This is a genomic window from Zunongwangia sp., assembly GCF_048269745.1.
Classification (GTDB): domain Bacteria; phylum Bacteroidota; class Bacteroidia; order Flavobacteriales; family Flavobacteriaceae; genus Zunongwangia.
In genome coordinates, this window is the sequence record NZ_JBLXIB010000010.1 from 139,566 (window position 1) to 161,383 (window position 21,818).

23 protein-coding genes and 2 tRNA genes are annotated in these 21,818 nt (G+C 31.3%); 7 read left to right on the forward strand and 18 right to left on the reverse strand.

All coding sequences use genetic code 11. The annotated features are described in order from the left end of the window. Nucleotides 1-14: 14 nt before the first annotated feature. Complete coding sequence (locus ACN0WI_RS12425; protein WP_417887253.1) at nucleotides 15-974, reverse strand: Gfo/Idh/MocA family protein; 960 nt, start codon at nucleotides 972-974, stop codon at nucleotides 15-17. Between the two features lie 132 nt (nucleotides 975-1,106). Between ACN0WI_RS12425 and ACN0WI_RS12430 the strand changes: the two genes are divergently transcribed. Beyond that, on the forward strand, nucleotides 1,107-1,751 hold the full coding sequence (locus ACN0WI_RS12430) for a protein-L-isoaspartate(D-aspartate) O-methyltransferase (protein WP_417887255.1): 645 nt from the start codon (nucleotides 1,107-1,109) through the stop codon (nucleotides 1,749-1,751). Here the strand turns inward: ACN0WI_RS12430 and ACN0WI_RS12435 are convergent. Continuing rightward, entirely contained in the window at nucleotides 1,748-2,761 is a 1,014-nt protein-coding gene (locus ACN0WI_RS12435) for a M28 family metallopeptidase (protein ID WP_417887256.1), read from the reverse strand. The genes ACN0WI_RS12430 and ACN0WI_RS12435 overlap by 4 nt on opposite strands. Nucleotides 2,762-2,965: 204 nt before the next feature. Between ACN0WI_RS12435 and ACN0WI_RS12440 the strand changes: the two genes are divergently transcribed. Beyond that, nucleotides 2,966-3,050, forward strand: a tRNA-Ser gene (locus tag ACN0WI_RS12440). 73 nt (nucleotides 3,051-3,123) lie between these two features. Here ACN0WI_RS12440 and ACN0WI_RS12445 read toward each other — a convergent pair. The 10 genes from ACN0WI_RS12445 to ACN0WI_RS12490 form a co-directional block, all read right to left on the reverse strand. After that, a complete protein-coding gene (locus ACN0WI_RS12445; protein ID WP_417887257.1) occupies nucleotides 3,124-3,444 on the reverse strand; it encodes a hypothetical protein in 321 nt (106 codons plus the stop codon). A gap of 334 nt (nucleotides 3,445-3,778) precedes the next feature. After that, nucleotides 3,779-4,693 carry a hypothetical protein gene (locus ACN0WI_RS12450; protein WP_417887258.1) on the reverse strand — a complete coding sequence of 305 codons (915 nt, stop codon included), beginning with the start codon at nucleotides 4,691-4,693 and terminating at the stop codon, nucleotides 3,779-3,781. Between the two features lie 206 nt (nucleotides 4,694-4,899). Next, nucleotides 4,900-5,760, reverse strand: coding sequence for a hypothetical protein (locus ACN0WI_RS12455; protein ID WP_417887259.1), 861 nt, complete (start codon nucleotides 5,758-5,760; stop codon nucleotides 4,900-4,902). Between the two features lie 101 nt (nucleotides 5,761-5,861). Beyond that, nucleotides 5,862-6,530, reverse strand: a complete 669-nt coding sequence (locus ACN0WI_RS12460) for a WbqC family protein (protein ID WP_417887261.1) — start codon at nucleotides 6,528-6,530, stop codon at nucleotides 5,862-5,864. A 7-nt stretch (nucleotides 6,531-6,537) separates the two neighbouring features. Then, a complete protein-coding gene (gene lepB / locus ACN0WI_RS12465) occupies nucleotides 6,538-8,115 on the reverse strand; it encodes a signal peptidase I (RefSeq protein WP_417887263.1) in 1,578 nt (525 codons plus the stop codon). Between the two features lie 45 nt (nucleotides 8,116-8,160). Next, nucleotides 8,161-8,874, reverse strand: coding sequence for a 4-hydroxy-tetrahydrodipicolinate reductase (gene dapB, locus ACN0WI_RS12470; protein WP_417887264.1), 714 nt, complete (start codon nucleotides 8,872-8,874; stop codon nucleotides 8,161-8,163). An 8-nt stretch (nucleotides 8,875-8,882) separates the two neighbouring features. Beyond that, the gene (locus tag ACN0WI_RS12475) at nucleotides 8,883-9,464 is read right to left on the reverse strand and encodes a DUF5683 domain-containing protein (protein WP_417887266.1); all 582 of its coding nucleotides are present in this window, start codon (nucleotides 9,462-9,464) and stop codon (nucleotides 8,883-8,885) included. Next, the gene (locus ACN0WI_RS12480; RefSeq protein ID WP_417887267.1) at nucleotides 9,454-10,356 is read right to left on the reverse strand and encodes a ParB/RepB/Spo0J family partition protein; all 903 of its coding nucleotides are present in this window, start codon (nucleotides 10,354-10,356) and stop codon (nucleotides 9,454-9,456) included. The genes ACN0WI_RS12475 and ACN0WI_RS12480 overlap by 11 nt, the downstream gene beginning before the upstream one ends. Before the next feature lie 3 nt (nucleotides 10,357-10,359). Continuing rightward, complete coding sequence (locus tag ACN0WI_RS12485) at nucleotides 10,360-11,124, reverse strand: ParA family protein (protein WP_417887268.1); 765 nt, start codon at nucleotides 11,122-11,124, stop codon at nucleotides 10,360-10,362. A gap of 100 nt (nucleotides 11,125-11,224) precedes the next feature. Continuing rightward, the gene (locus ACN0WI_RS12490) at nucleotides 11,225-12,106 is read right to left on the reverse strand and encodes an SDR family oxidoreductase (RefSeq protein WP_417887269.1); all 882 of its coding nucleotides are present in this window, start codon (nucleotides 12,104-12,106) and stop codon (nucleotides 11,225-11,227) included. Between the two features lie 112 nt (nucleotides 12,107-12,218). On the opposite strand from ACN0WI_RS12490, the gene ACN0WI_RS12495 reads away from it, so the two are divergent. The 3 genes from ACN0WI_RS12495 (at nucleotide 12,219) to ACN0WI_RS12505 (ending at nucleotide 15,660) form a co-directional block, all read left to right on the forward strand. Next, nucleotides 12,219-13,943, forward strand: coding sequence for a histidine kinase (locus ACN0WI_RS12495; RefSeq protein WP_417887270.1), 1,725 nt, complete (start codon nucleotides 12,219-12,221; stop codon nucleotides 13,941-13,943). A gap of 11 nt (nucleotides 13,944-13,954) precedes the next feature. Then, nucleotides 13,955-14,698 (forward strand): LytR/AlgR family response regulator transcription factor, encoded by a 744-nt coding sequence (locus ACN0WI_RS12500; RefSeq protein WP_417887272.1) that lies wholly within the window; start codon nucleotides 13,955-13,957, stop codon nucleotides 14,696-14,698. Between the two features lie 119 nt (nucleotides 14,699-14,817). Continuing rightward, nucleotides 14,818-15,660 carry a hypothetical protein gene (locus ACN0WI_RS12505; RefSeq protein WP_417887274.1) on the forward strand — a complete coding sequence of 281 codons (843 nt, stop codon included), beginning with the start codon at nucleotides 14,818-14,820 and terminating at the stop codon, nucleotides 15,658-15,660. Here the strand turns inward: ACN0WI_RS12505 and ACN0WI_RS12510 are convergent. Genes ACN0WI_RS12510 through ACN0WI_RS12535 form a run of 6 tightly spaced genes read right to left on the reverse strand, consistent with a single transcriptional unit; the run spans nucleotide 15,653 to nucleotide 21,012 of the window. Then, a complete protein-coding gene (locus ACN0WI_RS12510; protein ID WP_417887275.1) occupies nucleotides 15,653-16,936 on the reverse strand; it encodes a methylmalonyl-CoA mutase family protein in 1,284 nt (427 codons plus the stop codon). The two genes, ACN0WI_RS12505 and ACN0WI_RS12510, sit on opposite strands and share 8 nt — an antisense overlap. Nucleotides 16,937-16,949: 13 nt before the next feature. Further along, complete coding sequence (locus ACN0WI_RS12515; RefSeq protein WP_417887276.1) at nucleotides 16,950-18,326, reverse strand: methylmalonyl-CoA mutase family protein; 1,377 nt, start codon at nucleotides 18,324-18,326, stop codon at nucleotides 16,950-16,952. A 34-nt stretch (nucleotides 18,327-18,360) separates the two neighbouring features. Beyond that, nucleotides 18,361-18,675, reverse strand: coding sequence for an FtsB family cell division protein (locus tag ACN0WI_RS12520; RefSeq protein ID WP_417887277.1), 315 nt, complete (start codon nucleotides 18,673-18,675; stop codon nucleotides 18,361-18,363). An 18-nt stretch (nucleotides 18,676-18,693) separates the two neighbouring features. After that, complete coding sequence (udk, locus tag ACN0WI_RS12525) at nucleotides 18,694-19,302, reverse strand: uridine kinase (protein ID WP_417887278.1); 609 nt, start codon at nucleotides 19,300-19,302, stop codon at nucleotides 18,694-18,696. Between the two features lie 55 nt (nucleotides 19,303-19,357). Next, nucleotides 19,358-19,819 (reverse strand): c-type cytochrome, encoded by a 462-nt coding sequence (locus ACN0WI_RS12530; protein ID WP_417887279.1) that lies wholly within the window; start codon nucleotides 19,817-19,819, stop codon nucleotides 19,358-19,360. 20 nt (nucleotides 19,820-19,839) lie between these two features. Beyond that, on the reverse strand, nucleotides 19,840-21,012 hold the full coding sequence (locus ACN0WI_RS12535) for a PQQ-dependent sugar dehydrogenase (protein ID WP_417887280.1): 1,173 nt from the start codon (nucleotides 21,010-21,012) through the stop codon (nucleotides 19,840-19,842). Nucleotides 21,013-21,145: 133 nt separating this feature from the next. Here ACN0WI_RS12535 and ACN0WI_RS12540 point away from each other — a divergent pair. Further along, a tRNA-Pro gene (locus ACN0WI_RS12540) sits at nucleotides 21,146-21,220 on the forward strand. A 204-nt stretch (nucleotides 21,221-21,424) separates the two neighbouring features. After that, a partial coding sequence (locus ACN0WI_RS12545) for an Arm DNA-binding domain-containing protein (RefSeq protein ID WP_417887282.1) occupies nucleotides 21,425-21,818 on the forward strand: 394 nt, incomplete at its 3' end.

The window sequence follows — 21,818 nt, forward strand, 5'->3', positions numbered from 1 at the left end:
CTATAAAAATTTAGTTAGAAATTCGCAATAATTTGTTTTGCCACTTGTAAAGCTTTCGCTCCTTGTTGTAAGGTTACAATTGGCGTAGTATTATTTTCGATAGCATCAGCAAAAGTTTCTAATTCATCTAAAATAGCATTGTTAAGCGCAACGGAAGGATTATCAAAATAAATCTGTTTTTTTACTCCTTCTGCATTTTGCAACACCATAGCGAATTCTTCAGGCTCTTCTGGTGCATCTTTCATTTTCACCACTTCACATTTCTTTTCTAAGAAATTTACTGAAATATAAGCATCTCGCTGGAAAAATCTTGATTTTCGCATGTTTTTCATCGAAATTCGGCTAGCAGTAAGGTTTGCCACACAGCCATTTTCAAATTCAATACGAGCATTGGCAATATCCGGAGTGTCGCTAATTACAGAAACACCACTAGCATTAATGCTTTTTACTTCAGATTTTACAACACTTAAAATAGCATCGATATCATGTATCATTAAATCTAACACAACAGGGACATCGGTACCTCTAGGATTAAATTCAGCCAAACGATGCGCTTCAATAAACATAGGATTTTCGATACGAGAGGTTACTGCCTGAAAAGCAGGATTAAACCGTTCTACATGACCTACTTGTCCTTTTACATTATTTTCTTCAGCAAGCTTAATTAATATTTGAGCTTCTTCGTAAGTATTAGTAATAGGTTTTTCTATAAACAAATGCTTTTTGGCAGTAATAACTTTTTTAGCTACTTCGAAATGGGCCATAGTAGGCGTAACCACATCTACCACATCTACATCATTTATAAGATCTTCTAAATTATCGTAGGCTTTATAGCCAAATTCTTCGCTAACTTTTGCAGCGTTTTTAGTGTCTGGATCGTAAAATCCGACAAGTTGATATTTAGAAGACTGATTTAGTAATTTTAAATGGATTTTACCTAGGTGCCCGGCACCTAGTACCCCAACTGTAAGCATAGGATTTTATTTTTTTCAAAAATACTATTTTGATTCTAAAGTAATCTAGTTTTATACGAATATCCTATTTAGTTTTTTTATGCAAAAGGGAATACTTTCCCTATTTTTAACCTCAAAAAAAGCTTTTAATCATTGTATAAAGATAGTTACAGGCAGCAAGGAAAACGCCAACAGTTAGTGAAAACCATTAGGGAGAAAGGAATTAAAGATAGACGTGTATTACAAGCTATCGGTAAAATTCCTCGGCATTTATTCATGGATAGTAGTTTTGAAGATCATGCTTACCAAGACAAAGCTTTTCCGATTGCTGCAAGCCAAACCATATCGCAACCTTATACAGTCGCATTTCAATCTGAATTATTAGCAATAACACCAGGAGAGCATGTGCTTGAAGTAGGGACGGGGAGTGGTTACCAAACAGCCGTTTTATGCGAGTTGGGAGCGCGCGTGTATAGTATTGAACGCCAACATGAATTGTACAAAAAAACAAAGAAGTTTTTAGATGATTTGGGTTATAGGCCTAAATATTTAAGTTTTGGCGATGGGTATAAAGGTTTGCCAGAATATGCTCCATTCGATAAAATTATTGTTACTGCCGGGGCGCCTAGTCTTCCTAAAAGTTTATTAGGACAATTAAAAGTAGGCGGAAAATTGGTAATACCGCTAGGAAAAGATGTACAGATTATGACTGAATTTTTAAGAAAATCGCCTACTGAATTTGATAAAACAACTTATGGAGAATTTCGATTTGTACCACTTTTAAAAAATAAAAGTTAATTGAATTTTGATAAATTATTGACTTTTAATCTATTTTCTCGATTTGCTATTTCCCAGGCTGTTAAAAATATAAGTTTTGTCCGTTTAGCTAATAATTGATAATCTAACTTTTCAGCAGTATCTGTAGTTTTATGGTAATCGGGATGAGTGCCATTAAAATAGAAAATAATAGGGATGTCGTTTTTTGCAAAATTGTAATGGTCGCTACGATAATAAAACCGATTAGGATCGTTCTCATCATTATATGTATAATCCAATTCTAATTGTACGTATTTGGTATTAATTTTTTCACTTAATTCATGGAGCTCGGTACTGAGTTTGTCACTACCAATTAAATATAAATAATTTTGGTTATTTTGATGTTGTTTATCTATCCTACCAATCATGTCTATATTTAAATTAGCAACCGTGTTTTCAAGAGGAAAAATAGGATTATCGGTGTAATATCTTGAACCAACGAGTCCTTTTTCTTCTCCGGTATTATTTAAAAATAAGATACTGCGTTTTGGAGTATTCCCATCTTTTACAGCTTCAGCAAAAGCTTCAGCAATTTCAATAACAGCCATCGTTCCAGAAGCATCATCATCAGCACCATTAAATATATTACCCTTTTCATCTACACCTAAATGATCGTAATGAGAAGAAATAACTACAACTTCTTCAGGATTTTCTGATCCTTGGATAAATGCGACTACATTTTCTGATTTTTTTGAGGACCCTAAAAAATAACTTGATGGGACTTCTTGAAAGTAATTGCTTCCTTTTAAAGGACCTTTTATTTGAAGCGACTGATATTGATTCTTTAAATATTCAGCAGCTTTTTTTTGTCCAGTTTCTCCGGATTCTCTTCCTTCAAATTTATCACTAGCAAAAATTGACACTTTCTCTTTAAGTTCTGAGGCAGTAATTGTTTCAGCATATTGTAATAAGTCAACTTGAGATTGACTATTTATTTTTCTACAACTTAATAAACTTGTAAGTGCTATAGCGATAACTAAAAATCGGGTCATAGGAATGAATTAAAAGCTATTTTGAATATTTACGTGCTTTTAAAAATGCAATATTTATTTGAGGTAATAAAATAGAAAATTAATTTTGTTGAAAATCAATATATTATAAATAAGTTCAAAATTTTATTTATTTTTTCTTTTGAGAAGATAAAAAGCTTTGTATATTTGCACCCGCAATCAGCGAATAGCTGATGAGACGCTCAAGGAGAAATGGCAGAGTGGTCGAATGCGGCAGTCTTGAAAACTGTTGAGGGTCACACCTCCGGGGGTTCGAATCCCTCTTTCTCCGCTAAAAAGCCCCGTATCGTAATGATAATGGGGTTTTTTTATGCTATTATAAATATTAATTAATCTATAGTTTATTATTCGGGGGAATTAGTTTTAAGCATAGACCTATAAGAAATAGTACTCCATAAAATAAACTCCTCATCTTCTTTTAAATCTGCTGATGAATTTATAATTCTTGGGTATATATCTTTTTCTTCATAAAATCCTAGATCACTGCTCCTTTCAGTCGTGAACGTATAATTTTCTTTGTCTAATACAACAAGATAGGAAAGGTATTTTTTATAAATAATTAATTCTTTATTTTCATCTATAACTTTTCCGATAAAAATATCCTGATCATTAATTTCAATAAATAAGTTATCGTTCTTTACTTCGAATTTGTAAGAATATTTCAATATTAAATAAGATGGAATCTTTTTTTAATATTATCTCGTCAAAAAAAGGATTTTCGCATAAACTCCATAGATCTAAAAGAAGGTCATTTTCATCAATATTCCGATTACCATCTAAATTCAGATTTTCAATTTCATAACTATTTTATAGACAAAAGTTTTTGATGTATTTTCTGGAGGTATACCTATAGGGTCTGTAGTTATTTCTATTTCACCATTATTAGAAATTAATAGATATGCAAAAGCAAGTATAATAGCTTATTCATAGGAATTATTTTAAAAGTTAGATTTTAATTTATGTACTACTTTTTATAAATACTAAGAATTTAAAGTGAAATTACTTTATTCCAAATCGATTATTAACCAAATCGATTACAATGGTATTGTTTATAAAAAAATCATTTCCCAAAACGCCCTGTATATGTTCAGTATTTAAAGATTTAGTAGCATTTTCAGCATTAATAAAAAAGGCATTTTTGTTATTAATAGGAAGATTTACATCGGCTATTTTGACCGCAGTTGTAATATTGCCACCAATAACTTTGATTTCTTCATTCCACGATTTCAGTTTCTTAATTTCGTTATTTTTTGTGGTTAGCTTGTTAAATAAAAAACGATCAACTGTAGTTAAAGGGAATAAATTGGCTTGTGCAGTATATATAAAAGCATTTTTCTTTCCGGCAGCTATAAGATCTATATAAATTTGATTGTTTTTAAAACTAAGCGGAGTAAAACTAAAGCTTTTTTCTTCCCAATTTTCTAATTTATTGGTAATTACAAGTTGTTGCGTACTAAAATCGATTATTAAAATTTTATCTTTAATTTCGTTTGCGCCTAGAGTTCCAATAATATCTAAATCTTCAAAATCTCCATTTTCACCATGATTTTTTAGAACAAATAAACTATCTCCATTAGCAGATTTATTGTTGCTGAATTTTAATTTGGAATAAAATATATCGTAATCCTCACGATGTTGAATATTGCTTTTGAGCTGAGGATATGCTGAAGTAATAACTTTTAGACTATCCCCAAAAATCACATTATGATTTATGCCAAGGTCGAGCTGCATATTGAAGGTTTTATCGATACCTTCAATTCTTACTGGAATTAAGATAGCACCATGATTTATCGTAAAACCATCTTGTTTTAGTTTTAGCCAATTGAAATTAATGGTATCTGAAGCTATTTTCGATTCATTTTTTGCAATTTTCACATCATTTTTACAGGCAGATATCAACGAGATTAGTATCATGCAAATAAAAAGTTTAAGAGAAGAATTTTGAATCATGGTAATATTGATTGATAATTTTTAATTGATGAACTAAAAATAAGCTATTTTATACAAGATTAATTTTCTAAATATTAAGTAATCTGGTGTACTGTTTATGCAATAAATAATTATGTTATTAAAATTTAAATGAATTTAGGAGTCAGTTATATTTTATGAATACTGATTTTTCACTTTGCATCAACTACAATAACTCCATTCCTTCCCATATTGCCATATAAAACAGAACCCATATCTGGCGGTATAATTTTAAACTTAGTAACATCTTCATTGTTGTATAAGTTTAAATTTGAAATTTTAGCTATAGAATTATTTATAAAAACCACTGGATACTCCCAATGCTTAGTGGAATCTGTAATTTTTAATTTATTTCTAATTTTAGTTTCAGCCTTATTATAGAAATTTGTTTTGTGTATTTTTTCATCTAAAAAAGAATCAATTCGGATAGTGCTAGTTCCCCATGTGTAATTTCCTGGAGATAATGAATTTAAATAGTGATGTTTTAAATGCTTAGAATCGATTGCTTGATTAAGCATTTTAAGAATTTGAATAAGTGTTTTATTATCTGCACTTCTTTCTGAGCTCGGAGACCAGAAACTAACAATTTTGTACTTTTTTTTAGTTGAGGTCTCTATATAAATAAAACTCCCGTCGATGCCTCTAAAATTATCATTTTCTAAATCTGTAATCTTTGCATCTATTAGTTTATTTAATAAGGGTTGCGAAATAGCTTCAGAGAACTTAAAAGACCTTACTAAAAGTTCATTATTTTTAATATAGAGTTTATAATCTAAAAAAGTAGAATCGTTATGATTAATAGTAAAGACTTCATTATTCTTCCAAATTCTAATAGTTATAGAATTTAGAGAAGTTCTTAGGTCTTTTAAATTAAGTGCTCCTAACTTATTAGGTAAGTTTTCGATAAAACGTTCTGTAATTTTACTATTAGGAATATCGAAAGATTTTTGCGCTAATAGTGGATTTACAAGAGTTATTAGAAATACAACTAGTACTGTAGATATTTGTTTCATATAAATAATTAACGAGCTTTTATAGGCTCGATTCTTATAAAGAACAAGATACTACTTATACTTTTTTATTACTGAAAATAACTTTAAGGATAGATTATAAGTTATTCAGAAACTTCAAAAATAGGTAATTGTTGCGCCTCTAAATATGCTAAAGTTTGAGGGCCACAATTAAATAAAAGATCTAAAATACTTAGATTATTAATAAAGCCATGTTTTGTTTCGAAAACCTGAGCGTAACGTTCTGCGTCAAATTTTGGCGCTAGCCTTTTTTTTGAAAAAACCAATTTCCGAGCATCAAAAGCATCTTTCGGCACTGCAATATATTCTGAAGTCTTTTCAATGTCCCAGTCAATTTCTAGAGCTTCAGCAATAAAATTTAGACATTCATAATTGAAAGTTATTAAATTCTCAAACTTTTTTTCGTATAAAGGTTTTAACTCATCCTCATAAAATTCGAAAAATGGTGAAGTTTGGTAAGAAGCTTTTAATGCACGCCAATGTTGCTTTTGCCATTCGAATGAATTATCTATAAAAACATCTCTATATTTCTGCTTTCCTTCGGGTTTTACGTTACTTAAGCTAGATTTATGTTTTATAGGAATATTTAATAAAAGTGGACCATTTGCATCGTAAATATATATCCTATTGCGATATGTTTGTTTTTGAAAATTATCATCATTTTCAAAAACAAACGTATCGAATTTTAAAAGAGTAGCATATAAGCTTATAGGCCCAAAATACACAGGGTGTGTTAATACTTTCTCTCTCATTTTTTATCTAGGACTTTTTATTTTGACGTTTTTTAAAGAAGTTCCATCCTACTACAATTACTAGAATAATAAGTGCATATGGTAAATAAGAAACAGGAGTTCCTTTTCCGGATACTGTTGTGAAAATTCTATCCCAACGAATACTATCTAAAAATTTAGCTGCAAATTTATCTTTACTAAACCAAATAAATACAGGTTTTCCCACTACATGATTAAAAGGAACATATCCCCAAACTCGGCTATCTTCACTATTATGTCGGTTATCACCCATCATCCAATAGTAATCCTGCTTAAAGGTATAACTGTTTATAGGTTGACCATTTAATAAAATTTGAGTGCCATTTTTAGTAATTTTATTAGTAACACCCATTTCTTTTCCTTCATAAACTTCTATAATTCGTTTATAAAAAGGCAAACTTTTGGCATCAATTTTAACTGTTTTCCCTTTTTTAGGAATATAAATTGGGCCGAAGAAATCTACATTATAACGTTTGTTTCCATCGTTAGGAAACATATTCGTCATTTTATAATCTTTCGGATAAATAATACGTTCTAGAGATTCGATGTATGGATTATTTTTTAGACGAGTTACAGCCCCTTTAGAAAGAGCTGGTATATAGAATTCATTGGTATTAGGGTCGTAACTAAAGCCATCAGTAACATCGTACATTTTGTACATGTATTCCGCACTTAATGGCTGTCCGTTTGTTTTTCCTTTGTATGAAAATTGTGGATTTGCACGTTCCGGAAATGCTAATTTTTTACCATTAATATATATTTGCCCCTCTACAATTTTTAATGAATCTCCAGGAGTAGCAACTGCACGTTTAACGTAATTTGATTTTTTATCTATGGGCTTGTAATGATATTTTCCATCTCCATATTGATGGAAAGCATTTACAGTATCTACCGGCCAATTAAAAACTACAATATCATTTTTTTCAATATCTTCAAAACCAGGTAGTCGCATATACGGAATTTGTGGTTTTGTAGTATACGATTTAATTCCTAAAAGAGGAATAGTATCGTGAACCATAGGGAAAGCAATTGCAGTTTGTGGTAATCGAGCACCATAATGCATTTTGCTTACAAATAGGAAATCGCCTACTAGCAATGTTTTTTCTAAAGAAGAAGTAGGGATAGTAAAAGGTTGCATAAAATAGGTGTGAACTATAGTTGCAGCAATAACAGCGAATAAAATAGAATTCACCCATTCCCCAACAGTTGTGGCTGGCTTTAAACTACGCTCTTTTATATGAGAAACATCCTGTGCGTAATTTATATAATAAATATAAAATCCTAAAGTTAAGATAGCTAGCCAAGTATCTGTAGTACTTTTTTTTCCGAAGCTTCGTAACGTTTCAACCCAAATTACAGGGAACATAATTAGGTTTACAATTGGTATAAATAGTAAAATAACCCACCACCAAGGGCGGTTAATAATTTTCATTAAAATTACCGCATTGTAAACAGGAACTAATGCTTCCCAAGCTTGGCGCCCTGCTTTTTTATATAACTTCCAAGTTCCGGCAAAATGAATTACCTGTACTACTAAGAAAAAAATGAACCATTCAGTAAATGTCATAGTCTTATAAATATTTTAGCCTAAGCCATAGATTTGTAATTTGTATTAAAATAAACTTGAAAGCACATCTTTCATAGAAAAAACGCCTTCTTTATTATGGAGCCATTCAGCAGCAATAACTGCACCTTTTGCAAAACCTTGTCTAGATTTTGCCGTATGCATAATTTCGATATCGTCTATTTCAGAACGATAACTTACTGTATGTGTACCCGGTACATCTTCAATTCGTTTAGCATAGATAGGAATTTCGTTTCCAGCAGCTTTTTCTAACTTCCAGCCTTTTTTAGATTCATTACGTTCAATAATTTGTTCTGCAAGCGTAATAGCAGTTCCGCTAGGTGCATCTAATTTTTTAGTATGATGAATTTCTTCAATTTCTACTGAATAGCTATCCAGATTCTTCATCATGTCTGCTAGTTTTTTATTAAGCTCGAAAAAGATATTAACTCCTAATGAAAAGTTTGAAGCATATAAAAAAGCCGTTTTATTTTCATTACAACTAGCAACCGCATCATTATATTTATCTAACCATCCTGTAGTTCCAGAAACTACAGGGATTCCGGCTTTAAAACACGAGGTAATGTTTTTAAAAGCAGCATCGGGAACACTAAAATCGATAGCTACATCGATATCCATCTTTTCAAGTTCATAATTTTCAATATGTTTATCGATGGTAATTACGATTTCATGGTGGCGTGTTAAAGCAATTTCTTCAATTGTTTTTCCCATTCTTCCGTAACCTAATAATGCTATTCTCATGTTTAAATTTAGAATTTGAAATTTAGTGAAAGTCCAAAATTTGATTTTCCAGTGAAATTATCCATTTTATATTTCGGCCGTAAGCTAAGGTCTTTACTTACATTAAATTGCTGCAAATGCGCATCTACATTAGCATCTACAATATTCAGTGCATAAAAACCAATAAGGAATAGTAACGACATTTCCTTATTGTCTTGGTAAACTTTTTGGGCTCTTCGTAAGGATTCTGTAGAGAATTTTCCGGCAAACTCATCTTCTTTTCCGGCTAATCGTTGCTTATAAGCGGTACGATATCTATCGTATTTTTTATCGTTATCTAAATATATATAGAGAGGGATACCGATACCGGCGTATACAAAAGGTACCTTCCAGATACTTCCGTTATAAATTTGGCCTAACCCTGGTAATATAGCAGAGTAAAATGCTGCTTTTGCCGGTGCTAGCGCATTGTATGGTTTATAATCTTTCTTTACTTCTACTTTAGAGTCGTTAACCATGGCAAGATTATTCGATATTGTATCTTTTTGCGCATGGCAGACAGTAGTAATAATAAGAAAGCAAATACTAGCTAATAACTGATTAATTGTCACCCTGAATCAACATTTTTATTCGATTAAAATCTTCTTCGGAAGAAAAAGGAATTGTTAGTTTTCCTTTTCCATTTTTCTGAACTTTTACTTCAACTTTAGCGTTTAAATAATCTGTAAATTCTTTTATTCCTTTTCGATAATTAACCGGTAATGTTGGAGTTTTGGGAGCCTTTTTTTTCTGACCTCCGTTTTTAAATTCTTTTACTAAACTTTCTGTATCTCGTACAGATAAAGATTTTTCAAGAATTTTCTCGTAAATATCTAGTTGTTTTTGAGTGTCGTCTATATTAATTAAAGCTCGACCATGCCCCATGCTTAAAAAGCCATCTCGCATTCCTGTTTGGATAATTGGATCTAGCTTTAATAAACGAAGGTAATTGGCAATTGTAGAACGATTTTTACCTACACGATCACTTAACTGCTCTTGAGTTAATTTAATTTCATCAATTAAGCGTTCGTATGATAATGCAATTTCGATAGGATCTAAATCTTGACGTTGGATGTTTTCTACCAAAGCCATTTCAAGACTTTCCTGATCGTTTGCAATTCTTATATAAGACGGAATTGTAGAAAGGCCAATAAGTTTCGATGCACGATAACGACGTTCTCCAGAAACTAATTGATATTTGTTAAAGTCTAATTTTCGAACGGTAATAGGTTGAATAACACCTAGTTCTTTTATCGAACTTCCTAGTTCTTGTAAAGATTCTTCATTGAAATTAGTTCGAGGTTGGAATGGATTTTCTTCAATAGAAGATAATTCTAATTCAACAATATGGCCAACTAATTTATTAGCATTTTCATCTTCAGCTGAATTTATATCGTTTTGCGGATCTTTTAAAAGAGCAGAAAGTCCTCTTCCAAGTGCTTGCTTTCTCGTTGCCTTCGCCATCTTCTAACTATTTTTCTTGATAATTTCGTGCGCCAAACTTAAGTAATTTGTAGCCCCTTTGCTAGAAGCATCGTAATTTATTATACTTTCTCCGTAACTAGGTGCTTCACTTAAACGAACATTTCTTTGAATGATTGTATCAAAAACCATTTCATTAAAATGTTTTTGAACTTCCTCGACTACTTGGTTAGATAAACGTAAACGGCTATCGTACATAGTAAGTAAAAGCCCTTCGATATCTAATTTATTATTATGTATTTTTTGAACACTTTTTATTGTGTTTAATAACTTGCCTAAACCTTCTAAGGCGAAATATTCACATTGAATAGGAATAATTACCGAATCGGATGCCGTTAATGCATTTAGCGTAAGCAATCCTAAAGAAGGAGCACAATCTATAAGAATGTAATCATAATCGTTTTTGAATTGAGTTATCGCTTTACGAAGCATTGATTCTCTTTGTTCCTGATCTACCAATTCAATTTCAATAGCCACTAAATCTATATGAGCTGGTATTAGGTCTAAATTTGGGGAACTGGTTTTTATAATCGCTTTTTCTGGAGCTATAGAATGTTCAAGTAACTGATAGGTGCCTAATTCTATTTCTTCCACATCTATTCCTAAACCAGATGTGGCATTTGCTTGTGGATCGGCATCAATAAGCAGTACCTTTTTTTCTAATACTCCTAGAGAAGCAGCTAGGTTAACTGATGTAGTGGTTTTCCCTACACCTCCTTTTTGGTTAGCAACAGCAATTATTTTCCCCATTAAATGATATCGATTTTTGAAAAGTAAAAATACAATTTATTCTAGCTTTAGAAAATTGTTTTGTTAACAGCCTATTAATAACTTTTTATAATTGAAATTATTATTCCTTTTTTTTCCTTTTTAATTGATTTTCTAACTGATCCCATACTTCATTAGGTAAAGCTTCTAAAATGTTAAACTGCCCGGCGCCTTTAAGCCATTCACCGCCATCTATGGTTATTACTTCTCCATTTATATATGCTGAAAAATCGGAAATTAAATAAGCAGCTAAATTCGCTAATTCTTGATGATTGCCAACTCGATCTAAGGGTACTTTTTTAGCAAGATCAAATTTATCTTTTAAATCGCCCGGTAATAATCTATCCCAAGCTCCTTTGGTAGGGAAGGGGCCTGGAGCAATTGCATTGCATCGAATTCCGTATTTAGCCCATTCAACAGCTAAAGATCGCGTCATAGCTAATACGCCTGCTTTAGCTGTAGCACTGGGAACTACATAAGCTGAACCTGTCCAAGCATAAGTGGTTACAATGTTTAGGATTGTTTTATTTTCTCTTTTCTTGTTGATCCAATGTTTTCCAAATGCGAGTGTACAGTTTTTACTTCCTTTTAAAACAATATCAATTATAGTATCAAAAGCATTTGCGGAAAGGCGCTCGGTAGGAGAAATAAAATTTCCAGCGGCATTATTTAGTAATATATCAACTTCCCCAAATTCTTCGAGAACAACCGCTAACATTTTTTCTACTTCTTCGTAGTTTCTTACATCACATTGTACCGGTAAACATTTTCCACCAGTCAATTTTTCTAATTCTTTTGCGGTAGTTTCCAATTTCTCTAAATTTCTGGATGAAATAGCTACATTAGCTCCTAGTTCTAAGAAGTAGGTAGACATGGATTTTCCAAGTCCGCTACCACCACCAGTAACTACTATGGTTTTACCTTTTAGAGCATCATCACGCAACATTTTTTTAGTATAATCCATAAATTTCTATTTAAATTAAATATAAGGATAAAAATTTATGTTTAGTATCTTCTTAAAAGAATGATTCCTGCAATTAAAAATGATAATTTTGTAGGTGTTTTTAATTTAACAGATGGTTGTAAAGTTTCAGAATTCGCATAAATTATTCTTTTTTATATCAATAGTCGTTTTACTTTTTCATTTTTCCCAGCTTCAAGCTCAATCCGAAGAAATAGAAAAAGCAGATAGCTTATTGAGAATAGGTCAGTTTGAAAAAGCCGCGGAATTCTATCAATTAGAAATAAAATCTACTAAAGATAGTTCGCAATTAGCAGCAGCATATATTGGTTTAGCAAAATCTGAACTAGTGCAGTCTAAGTTTGATCGAGCTCTGGGAAATTATATACATGCAGAAACTTTTACAAATAGCCAAAATCAACAAAATTTACAGGAAATTTATACCGGGATAGGTGTAGTACATTCTAAACTTAAAAATTTTAAGAAAGCTGAGGACTATCTTAAAAAAGCACTTAATCAAATTACTACTGAAAATATCTTTGCTCTAAAAGTATATATAAATTTAGCCGGCCTTTATATAGAAACTGATAATCCAAAAGCTTTATCAACCTATCAAAAAAGTTTGAAATTAGCCAAGAAGCTGAACCGAAAAGATATTCAGGCTGTCGTTTATACCAATTTGAGTAATTATTATATAGAACAAAAGAAATGGCTATCGTCCAAGTTAAATGCCGAGAAAAGTTTACAGATTAGGGAACAGTTACAAATGCCTGTTTCTGTAATTACTTATAATAATTATGGCTATGCGTTAGTACAGTTAGGAAATATAAAAGAAGGTATTAACGCCTATAAAAAGGCATTACCTAAAGCCTCTTTACAAGAAAAAGAACGCTTGCTTTTTAACTTAATGAATGCCTATAAAGGAGCCTTAAATTATAAAGAAGCTTTAGCATTTTCTCAGCAATACGATAGAGTAAAAGATAGTATTGATGCTAAGCAATACCGTGAAAAAATTGCAACTATTCAAACAGCATATGAAACTGAAAAAAACAAAAAGAAAATAGAATTATTACAAGCTGAAAATGCACATAAAAAACGTGAATTTGAGCAATTAATTATCGGCGGAATAATCTTATTAGGCTTGTTAATTATCATTGGTTTTTTGTATTTCAAAAATCAGCAAGTCAAACAAAAATTAGCAAAATCCAAACTAAAGCAGCAGCTTTTGCAGGTTCAGTTAAATCCGCACTTTTTATTTAATGCATTACAGCAAATTCAATTTTATATTTTCAATAATGAAAAAGAAAATTCGATGGATTACTTAGCTAATTTTAGTCGGTTAATTCGATTAGTTTTAGAAACCTCTAACAAAGAATTTATTTCGTTATCAGAAGAAATAGAAATGCTGAAAAATTACCTGTATTTACAGCAAAGTGCAGTTTCTAATAAATTTCAATATTTCTTTACAATAAATACCGAAACCGATAGTTCTGAATTGCAAATTCCTGTTATGTTAGTACAGCCATTTGTAGAAAATGCTGTTTTACATGGTGTAAATGATCATGCTAACGGAGAGATACAGTTGATTTTTAAACAAGATGTAACCAATCAACAAATTATAGCTGAAATTATTGATAATGGGAAAGGAATTGAGCATACAAAAAAAATAAATCAGCAGCGATTGCACAATTCTATGGGTAGTGCTATTTTAGATGAACGCGTTTTAGAATATAATAAAACGCATTCTCGTAAAATAAAACTACAAGTGTTAGAAGCTGATAAAACTAAGAACTCTCCAGGTACACATATTGTAATTTATATGCCTTACCGAGTTGCTTAAAATATGAACAAATGAAAACGCTAATTGTTGAAGATGAAGTTTCGTCTGCACTAATGATGGAGAAAATTTTGAGTGATAACTTCCCTGAATTAACACTTTTAAAAGCTGAAAATTTAAAGGTTGCTACTGAAAAATTTAGAAAATTTGAACCTAAAATTTTATTGTTAGATGTAAATCTTCCCGATGGTAATTCTATTGATTTTTTAAAAGAAATTTATACAGAAAATACCCATTCATTCAAAGTAGTTTTTATAACTGCTTTTTCTAAATATGCCGTTGCAGCTTTTCAATTTAGTGCGTTAGATTTTATTTTAAAACCTTTTACCCCAAATCAATTAATTGAAAGTATTCAAAAAGTTTTGCAGCGTTGGGAAGAAGATTCATATAAACTCCAGCTAGAAACTTTACTATATAATCAGCAAGAACCACAAAAACGTAAAATTGTTTTAAAAACACAGGAAGATATTTATGTGGTGAATGTTGCTGATATTATTCGGGCTGAAGCGCATAACAATTATACTACTATTTATCGTTACTCTGGAGATTCTATATTAGTATCGCAATCTTTAAAGAAAATTGAAAACCAATTATCTTTTTCTGGTTTTATACGTGTACACCAATCTCATTTAGTGAATACAAACTACATTAAGAAATTTCAAAAAAAGATAAATAATTTAGTGTTAACCTCTGAAGAAGATATACCGGTATCTATTGCAAAACGAACCGTTTTATTAGATTTTTTTAATAAATTCTAGCTGATTCTTGTTGAATTCTAACAGAACAACTGCAATTGCTAAAAATGGATAGCTAAGTTTACAAACTGCTATTAGTCATATTAAATTTGTAACTATAAACTAACTTGAAAAATAAACCTATGAAATTTTTATATCAACTACTAATTTTTGGAGTTGTAATGTTGGTAAGCGTACCTTCAACGCAAGCTCAAATATTTAAAAAATTAAAAAATAAGATTGAAAAAGAAGCTGAAAAAGCGGTAGATAAACAACTAAATAAAAACTCTAAAAATAATGGAATTATAGAGGATAATAGTTCTAATAATTCTAACCGAATTCAAATTGAAAAAAGTAATGCTTTTATGCCCGGAGATTCATTAGTTTATACCACTAATTTTAACCATCTACCTACCGGTAGTATGTCTAAACAATGGAAAACTACCGGATCAGGCTCTATCGTAAAAATAAGTAGATTTCCTGGAAAATGGCTAAATATGAGTGAGCGTACTAGCTATAAACTCAAGCGCACTATTAATTATCCAGATCGGTTTACTGTAGAGTTTGATTTGATAGTTGCTGCCGAAAAAGTAGATGACTTATCATCCCTGTATTTTGGTTTTAGTAAAGATAATAGTTTAAGTAGATGGATTTCAAGTAACAACAATATTTGGTATACAGAATTACAGTATATGAATGATAACGATTTTGTTGTATCAAGTAGGGTGCGAGATTTATATAGATCAGGAAACTTTGATTTAGCAATATATGCCAACCAAAAAATGCACGTAGCTATTGCAGTAGATGGCGATAGAGTACAAGTTTATTTAGACGATACAAAGATTGCCGATAGCGAATTGTTTAGGGGGCAGAAATTTAAGCATTTCTTTATAAGCAGTCCTTTACAGTCCGATAATGGAGCAAGTGTGCTTTTTGGAAACTTTAGAATTAATACCTATAGTAATTCTTTCGGTATACTTAATTAAGAATTATCTTTTCAAGCGAATTTTTTATATCGTTTATAGAACTTCCGGTTGAAATTGCTTTTATGGCAGAATCTAAAATAGAATTAGAATTAGCAAAATTTAGGTTACTTTTTTGAAGTTTATCTTTATTTGAATTGTTCGGAGCATTTCCTGTTTTTTCAGTATCAAATTTAATGATAGAATAATCGAAATCTTCTTCGGTAACCAATTGATTTTTTAGGCTTTCAACGTGGTTTAATTCTTTTAAAGAATCGGGGATTATTCCATTTTCAATTTCAGAAATAGTATTCCAAGCTTTCTCGATAATTTTTTGAGTAAGTTGTTCCACATAAAAACTGCCGGCCCATGGGTCGGTAGTTTTATTTATAAGTGTTTCTTCTTCTAAATACTTAAATATATTTTCTGCGGTTATTTTTGTGTTTTTTGTAAGCTCAAGTGCTTGTGTTTCGTTAACAAAACTAGCACTTGCATTTAAAACGGATTGCGTTATTTTTTTAGTTATATTTTTACCGTTTGTTATATTTGTTTCGGTAGAAAGTATATGTAATGCTGTTGCACTAAGCGGTAAATTTAGTTTTAATAAGAGCTTACTCCATAGTGCTCTTGCCGCTCGTACCTTAGCAATTTCCAGAAAATAATTTGAAGTTGATTCTAATTCTAATTTTGGAATTAAATTTCTATTTTGCTGAATACATTTAGAAGCTGAATATAAATTAACAACTAAACAATCTTCAACCGAAAGTTGATGTTTTTTCATTCCTTTTTCAGAAAAAACAATAGCTACCGATGTCTTATAAAAATCGGAATTTTCGAGTATAGCAAGCTTTTTTTGAATAGTTGAAGCTTGCTTTTTTTCTTCTAAATAATATTGAAGACTATTAAAATGCAACTCTATAGAAATTTTTCGACGCTTCAAATTTTCTGAAACAACACCGCAAATAGCTAAAAGTAATACGCTGTATTTGCTATATTTTAGTTGAATTACAGAGCTAGAAGGTAATTTTTCTATAGTTTCTATAAATTCTGAAACTGATCGAATCTGAATTCTTTTTTTAGTAGTAATATTTAGTGTCAGCTCTAATTGTTGCGCTTCAACTTCTATAAATTTAAGCGTAAAGCGTTGGATAGATTTTGTTTGGGTAGGAGTAACATTAGCTCCTCGCAAAAAAGGAGGGAAACCAGCTGCAAAGTCAAAATCATGTTCGGAAATAAGCGAATCGGAATTTTTTTGAGAATAAACGGACTGTAAATCCTTTAGATTTTTACGATTTTTCATAAACTTTCAGTAGTTACAGTTTTTCTTTTTGTAAGCGGTTTTGTTCTAACTTTTCACTTAAACGCCGTTCTAAAATAGGAGCCAATAATGTTTTTCTAGGATTCTTTTTTAAAAAAGGATATAATTGAATGTCATTTTTTAAACTCTCATTATTCGGAATAGCTACATTTCCGCCTAATATAGTTAGCTCTTTATTGTCGAATTTAGTTTGTTCAATAGCAGCCGACTCTTGTATTTTTTTCTGAATACTTCCAGCTTTTAATTGTACTAAAAATCCGCCGCTTTTTTCAATACTCGTAAAAATTCGAAGTGATTTTTCAGCAAGTTGTTCTGTTATATTTTCAATATAATAAGCTCCGTTTGAAGCATTTTTAGCATCATTCAAGTTTGCTTTTAATAGCTGAAGTTGTTTACGAGCAATTTGTTTACTGGTTTTGTTACTTTTTCGGTAAATACTATCGAATGGTATATTGTAAATAGCATCGCACCCCCCAATAATGGCACTCATATTTTCTGTAGCACATCGTAATAAATTGAAATTAGAAGCATATAAAGTCTTGTTCCGTTTGCTAGGTTGAGCTAGAATAACTATTTCTTTTTTGAAATTATATATTGTTGCCAAGCTAGAAAATAATCGGCGTAAAGTTTTAATTTTAGCAATTTCAAAGAAAAAATTAGATCCTGAGGCAATTAAAACCTGAATCTGTATAGATTTTGCTTGATCTTTAGAAAGATTTTGATCTATAAAATTAAAATATTCGTTAGCATGGGCTAGGGTATAGGCCAGTTGCTGCGGAATAGTAGCTCCTGCATTTTGATATAATGTACTATCTACAGCTAAACATGTATTGAAATTAGCAGAATTTTCGAGTAATTTTTTTAGAACAGAAAAATCATTTTGTAGCGAAGTATGCCAATTACCATAGCGGGCTAAGTGTCCAATATTATCGATTTGTAAATGGATATTTTTAAAGCGATTTTTTAGTTTTTCTAGTGATAAACTTATTTTTTCTGAAAGAAATTCAAACTTTAAAAAAATAGGTAGTTCAGAAGGTAATTCGTTAAAAAGAAGCTCTAAATTTATAGATTCTGAACTAATTATGAACCAAATACTTTCTGCTCCATCAGCAATTATTTCTTGAGCGTGCTGATTGCTTTTTTCTTCTGAAACTACATAAATTTGATCGCAAATTAACGAATTTCGGGTTGAGGTATTAAGCTCTATATCCGATTTATAGTCTTCTTTGGTGTAAAAAGGTTTAATATCGATTCCGTCTAAGGAGTTGAAAATTAAATCCTGATAAGGAGACCCTTCTAATTCAAACTGAATTTTCTGTTTCCATTGCTTGGCAGAAATCTCGTCAAATTCATTAAAGAACGATTTATGCATAATAAATAAGTTTAATGGAAAAAGAAGTAGAGAATTAATCTATTGTATCGTATTCTACAATATAAATTTCTTCGTTAGGACGCTTCATATAATATTTTTGGCGCGCAAATTTTTCTAATTCTACAGTATCTTCAAGTTTGCTTATAATAGCTTCATCTTTATTGATTTCTTTTTCGAAATAAGCTTTATTATTTTCTAATTCTTCTAATTCGCCATTTAACTCTCTATGTACAAAGTACGAGTTACTATCAAAAAAGAACATCCATACAGCAAAAATAAGGCTTAGCAGTACATATTTATTCCGAAGTATTCGAAACCATCTTTTTTGCGAGAGTTTTTTCAATTTCATATTTATCAATATACAAAATTAACTTAAGCGGTCTTTAATTATAGTTTGTACAATGTCTACAGCTACGGTATTATATCGGTTTGTAGGGATAATAATATCAGCGAACTCTTTAGTAGGTTCAATAAATTGATTATGCATAGGTTTTAGGGTAGTTTGGTAACGCCAAAGTACTTCATCTAAATCTCGACCTCGATCAGCAATATCTCGTTTCAAACGTCGGATTAAGCGTTCATCACTATCGGCATGAACATATATTTTAATGTCGAACATATCACGAATATCCGGATGGGCTAAAATCAAAATACCTTCTACAATTACTACTTTACGTGGATGAACTTCAACAAATTCTCCTGTTCGATTATGGTCTTTAAAAGAATAAACCGGTTGTTGAATATTTTTTCCTGCTTTTAAATCTTTAAGATGGCTTACTAATAAATCAAAATCTATTGATTTTGGATGATCGAAGTTTATTTTTTTTCGTTCTTCAAAACTAAGATGTGTAGTATCGGTATAGTAAGAATCTTGCGAAATAACGTCTACTTCTTCATTCTTTAATTCATCAATTATTTGATTAACAACGGTGGTTTTTCCACTTCCGGTTCCACCGGTAATTCCAATTATAAGCATTGCAAAAAAATTTGGGGCAAATTTAACTAATTGCCCCAAAATATCGGTATTATTCTTATTTTTCTATTTGGGCGACTTCTTCGGGAGTAATCATATCTGTATTTGAGTTACTCCAGCTATTCATAGAATAATTAAGAGCATCAGCTACTTGCTTATCAGTTAGTCCCATATTTGTCATTACATTATTGTACTCTTTTCCATTAACGGTAATAGGACCTTGTAATCCAAATTTTACAGCTTTAATACTAGCTTTTCTTTTTTCGGTTAACCAATTAGAACCATCTAAAGGAGGATAAGTTCCGGGAATACCTTTACCGCTTGGTAAATGGCAAGTAGCACATAGTTTATTATAAATACTTTTGCCTTTAGCAATACTAATATCTAGATCTGTATTTCCTGTAGACTTCACTTCTGAAGTAGTTGTATAGTTTTTTTGAGTTTTATTTTGAGAGTTTTTTTCATTGTTTTTACAGGCAAACGCTCCTAAAATAAGAGCAATACTCAGAATTTTTTTCATTATTGTGTAGTGTTGTTTTATTAGTTATTATTCTTGATTAATTTGAAAATACCTTTTCCTTCTACAGCTATATAAATATTACCATCCGGAGCTTGAGCTACATCTCTAACTCGCCCAATACCCTCTAGTAATTTTTCTCTTTTTACAACTTTATTTTTTTCTAATTTTAGAAGTTCTAAATACTGAAATTTTAAAGAACCTACCAATAAGTTGCCTTTTAAATCTGGATATTTGTCTGAAGTTGCATACTCAAATCCGCTAGGAGCAATAGACGGTAACCAGTAGTAAAGTGGATCTTCGAATTCGGGTTTCGATCTTTCGGAAGTAATCGGGGTGCCATCATAATTTTCACCATAAGTTACAACTGGCCAACCATAATTAGCTCCTGCTTTAATATTATTAATTTCATCGCCTCCTTTTGGTCCATGTTCATGTATCCAGATTTCGTTTGTTTCAGTATTAAGAATCATTCCTTGAGGATTACGATGCCCGTAAGAATAAATTGCTTTTTTTGCGTTTTCTTGATCTACAAAAGGATTATCTGCAGGAATAGATCCATCTTCGTTTAATCGATAAACTTTACCATTATCTCGTGTAATATCCTGTGGGTTTACCGTTCTTTCTCCACGCTCTCCAGCACTAAAATAAATATGATTGTTACCATCGAAAACAAGTCTGGAACCAAAGTGTTGCCCTTTTTGTGTATTAGGAGAAGCTTTGTAAAGAACTTCTAGATTGCTAAGTGAATTGTTTAATAATTTAGCTCGAGCAATTGCTGTATTCCCACCTTCCGAATTTCCAGCTGTAGAAGCATAAGTGAAATAAATCCAATTGTTTTTTTCGAAATTAGGGTGAGGAGTAATATCTAAAAGACCACCTTGCCCAGAATTATAAACTTCAGGAACACCTGTTACGTGGTATTTTTTTCCATTTTTAAAATGAATAAACTCTCCCTTTTTCTCAGTATACAAAATACTGTTATCGGGTAAAAATGTTATACCCCACGGAATAGAGACATCGCTAATAATTAGTTCAGTACTGAAATTTTGGTTACTAGAAATTTCTGGTAATGTTATGGTGGCGTTACTATTATCTTCAATATTTATTACCTCTTTTGTTTTTTTAGAATTTTCTTTTTGACCATTACAAGCTATTATGCAAATAAGTATACTAATTTTAAGTAAAAATCTCATAGAGATCGAGTGTTGATTAATTCTAAATATACTAAGAAAAATAGAGTCTAAAAGTGAAGAATAAAAAAAGTTATATTTTTTTATTGTGAATTGAAAAGTATGTTTATATTTGCACCCGCATTTGATTGCTATACGGGGTGTAGCGTAGCCCGGTCATCGCGCCTGCTTTGGGAGCAGGAGGTCGCAGGTTCGAATCCTGCCACCCCGACGAACTAAGTATCAAACTTTAGTAAAATCACTGAAAATCAAGCATTTTCGGTGATTTTTTGTTTTAGGGCATACCATCTAAAACCAAAGGTTATGGTTCTGTTCGGTGAATGCTTTTTCTTCATTTATTTCTTACCTTAAGAGTGCATAACGGCTGATTTGATTTTCGTCTATAGTCATGTTTGTTTCATTAAAAAACCAGCTTATGCCAGAGTTTACTACCTTTTCCGTATTATTCTTTACCAGAAAGATCAGCAAAAATGCTGAGAAACTTTCTATTTATGCCCGTATTACCGTCAACGGTAAATCAGCCGAAATGAGCCTCCAACGTAAAACTTCAGTGAATGAATGGGACTCTTCTAAAGGAAGGCTTCGAGGATCAAGTGAACGCATCAAACAAATGAACCGTTACTTAGACCAGGTTTACTACCAATTATTAGAGACGCACAAGCGTTTATTAGAGAAAGATAACCTTATTAGCGCCAAAGCCGTTAAAGCTGCTTACAGCGGACTTGATGAAGATCACAAAAAATTGAGTGATATCGTAGATTATCACAATTCACAGATGCAATCGGTGTTAAAGTGGGGTACTTTAAAAA

Bases quoted from the DNA above. Each gene is read 5' to 3' on its own strand.
- ACN0WI_RS12425 (WP_417887253.1), bottom strand. From the start codon at position 974: ATGCTTACAGTTGGGGTACTAGGTGCCGGGCACCTAGGTAAAATCCAT.
- ACN0WI_RS12435 (WP_417887256.1), bottom strand. From the start codon at position 2,761: ATGACCCGATTTTTAGTTATCGCTATAGCACTTACAAGTTTATTAAGT.
- ACN0WI_RS12450 (WP_417887258.1), bottom strand. From the start codon at position 4,693: ATGATACTAATCTCGTTGATATCTGCCTGTAAAAATGATGTGAAAATT.
- ACN0WI_RS12455 (WP_417887259.1), bottom strand. From the start codon at position 5,760: ATGAAACAAATATCTACAGTACTAGTTGTATTTCTAATAACTCTTGTA.
- ACN0WI_RS12460 (WP_417887261.1), bottom strand. From the start codon at position 6,530: ATGAGAGAGAAAGTATTAACACACCCTGTGTATTTTGGGCCTATAAGC.
- lepB (WP_417887263.1), bottom strand. From the start codon at position 8,115: ATGACATTTACTGAATGGTTCATTTTTTTCTTAGTAGTACAGGTAATT.
- dapB (WP_417887264.1), bottom strand. From the start codon at position 8,874: ATGAGAATAGCATTATTAGGTTACGGAAGAATGGGAAAAACAATTGAA.
- ACN0WI_RS12480 (WP_417887267.1), bottom strand. From the start codon at position 10,356: ATGGCGAAGGCAACGAGAAAGCAAGCACTTGGAAGAGGACTTTCTGCT.
- ACN0WI_RS12485 (WP_417887268.1), bottom strand. From the start codon at position 11,124: ATGGGGAAAATAATTGCTGTTGCTAACCAAAAAGGAGGTGTAGGGAAA.
- ACN0WI_RS12490 (WP_417887269.1), bottom strand. From the start codon at position 12,106: ATGGATTATACTAAAAAAATGTTGCGTGATGATGCTCTAAAAGGTAAA.
- ACN0WI_RS12495 (WP_417887270.1), top strand. From the start codon at position 12,219: ATGGTTGTAAAGTTTCAGAATTCGCATAAATTATTCTTTTTTATATCA.
- ACN0WI_RS12500 (WP_417887272.1), top strand. From the start codon at position 13,955: ATGAAAACGCTAATTGTTGAAGATGAAGTTTCGTCTGCACTAATGATG.
- ACN0WI_RS12505 (WP_417887274.1), top strand. From the start codon at position 14,818: ATGAAATTTTTATATCAACTACTAATTTTTGGAGTTGTAATGTTGGTA.
- ACN0WI_RS12510 (WP_417887275.1), bottom strand. From the start codon at position 16,936: ATGAAAAATCGTAAAAATCTAAAGGATTTACAGTCCGTTTATTCTCAA.
- ACN0WI_RS12515 (WP_417887276.1), bottom strand. From the start codon at position 18,326: ATGCATAAATCGTTCTTTAATGAATTTGACGAGATTTCTGCCAAGCAA.
- ACN0WI_RS12520 (WP_417887277.1), bottom strand. From the start codon at position 18,675: ATGAAATTGAAAAAACTCTCGCAAAAAAGATGGTTTCGAATACTTCGG.
- udk (WP_417887278.1), bottom strand. From the start codon at position 19,302: ATGCTTATAATTGGAATTACCGGTGGAACCGGAAGTGGAAAAACCACC.
- ACN0WI_RS12530 (WP_417887279.1), bottom strand. From the start codon at position 19,819: ATGAAAAAAATTCTGAGTATTGCTCTTATTTTAGGAGCGTTTGCCTGT.
- ACN0WI_RS12535 (WP_417887280.1), bottom strand. From the start codon at position 21,012: ATGAGATTTTTACTTAAAATTAGTATACTTATTTGCATAATAGCTTGT.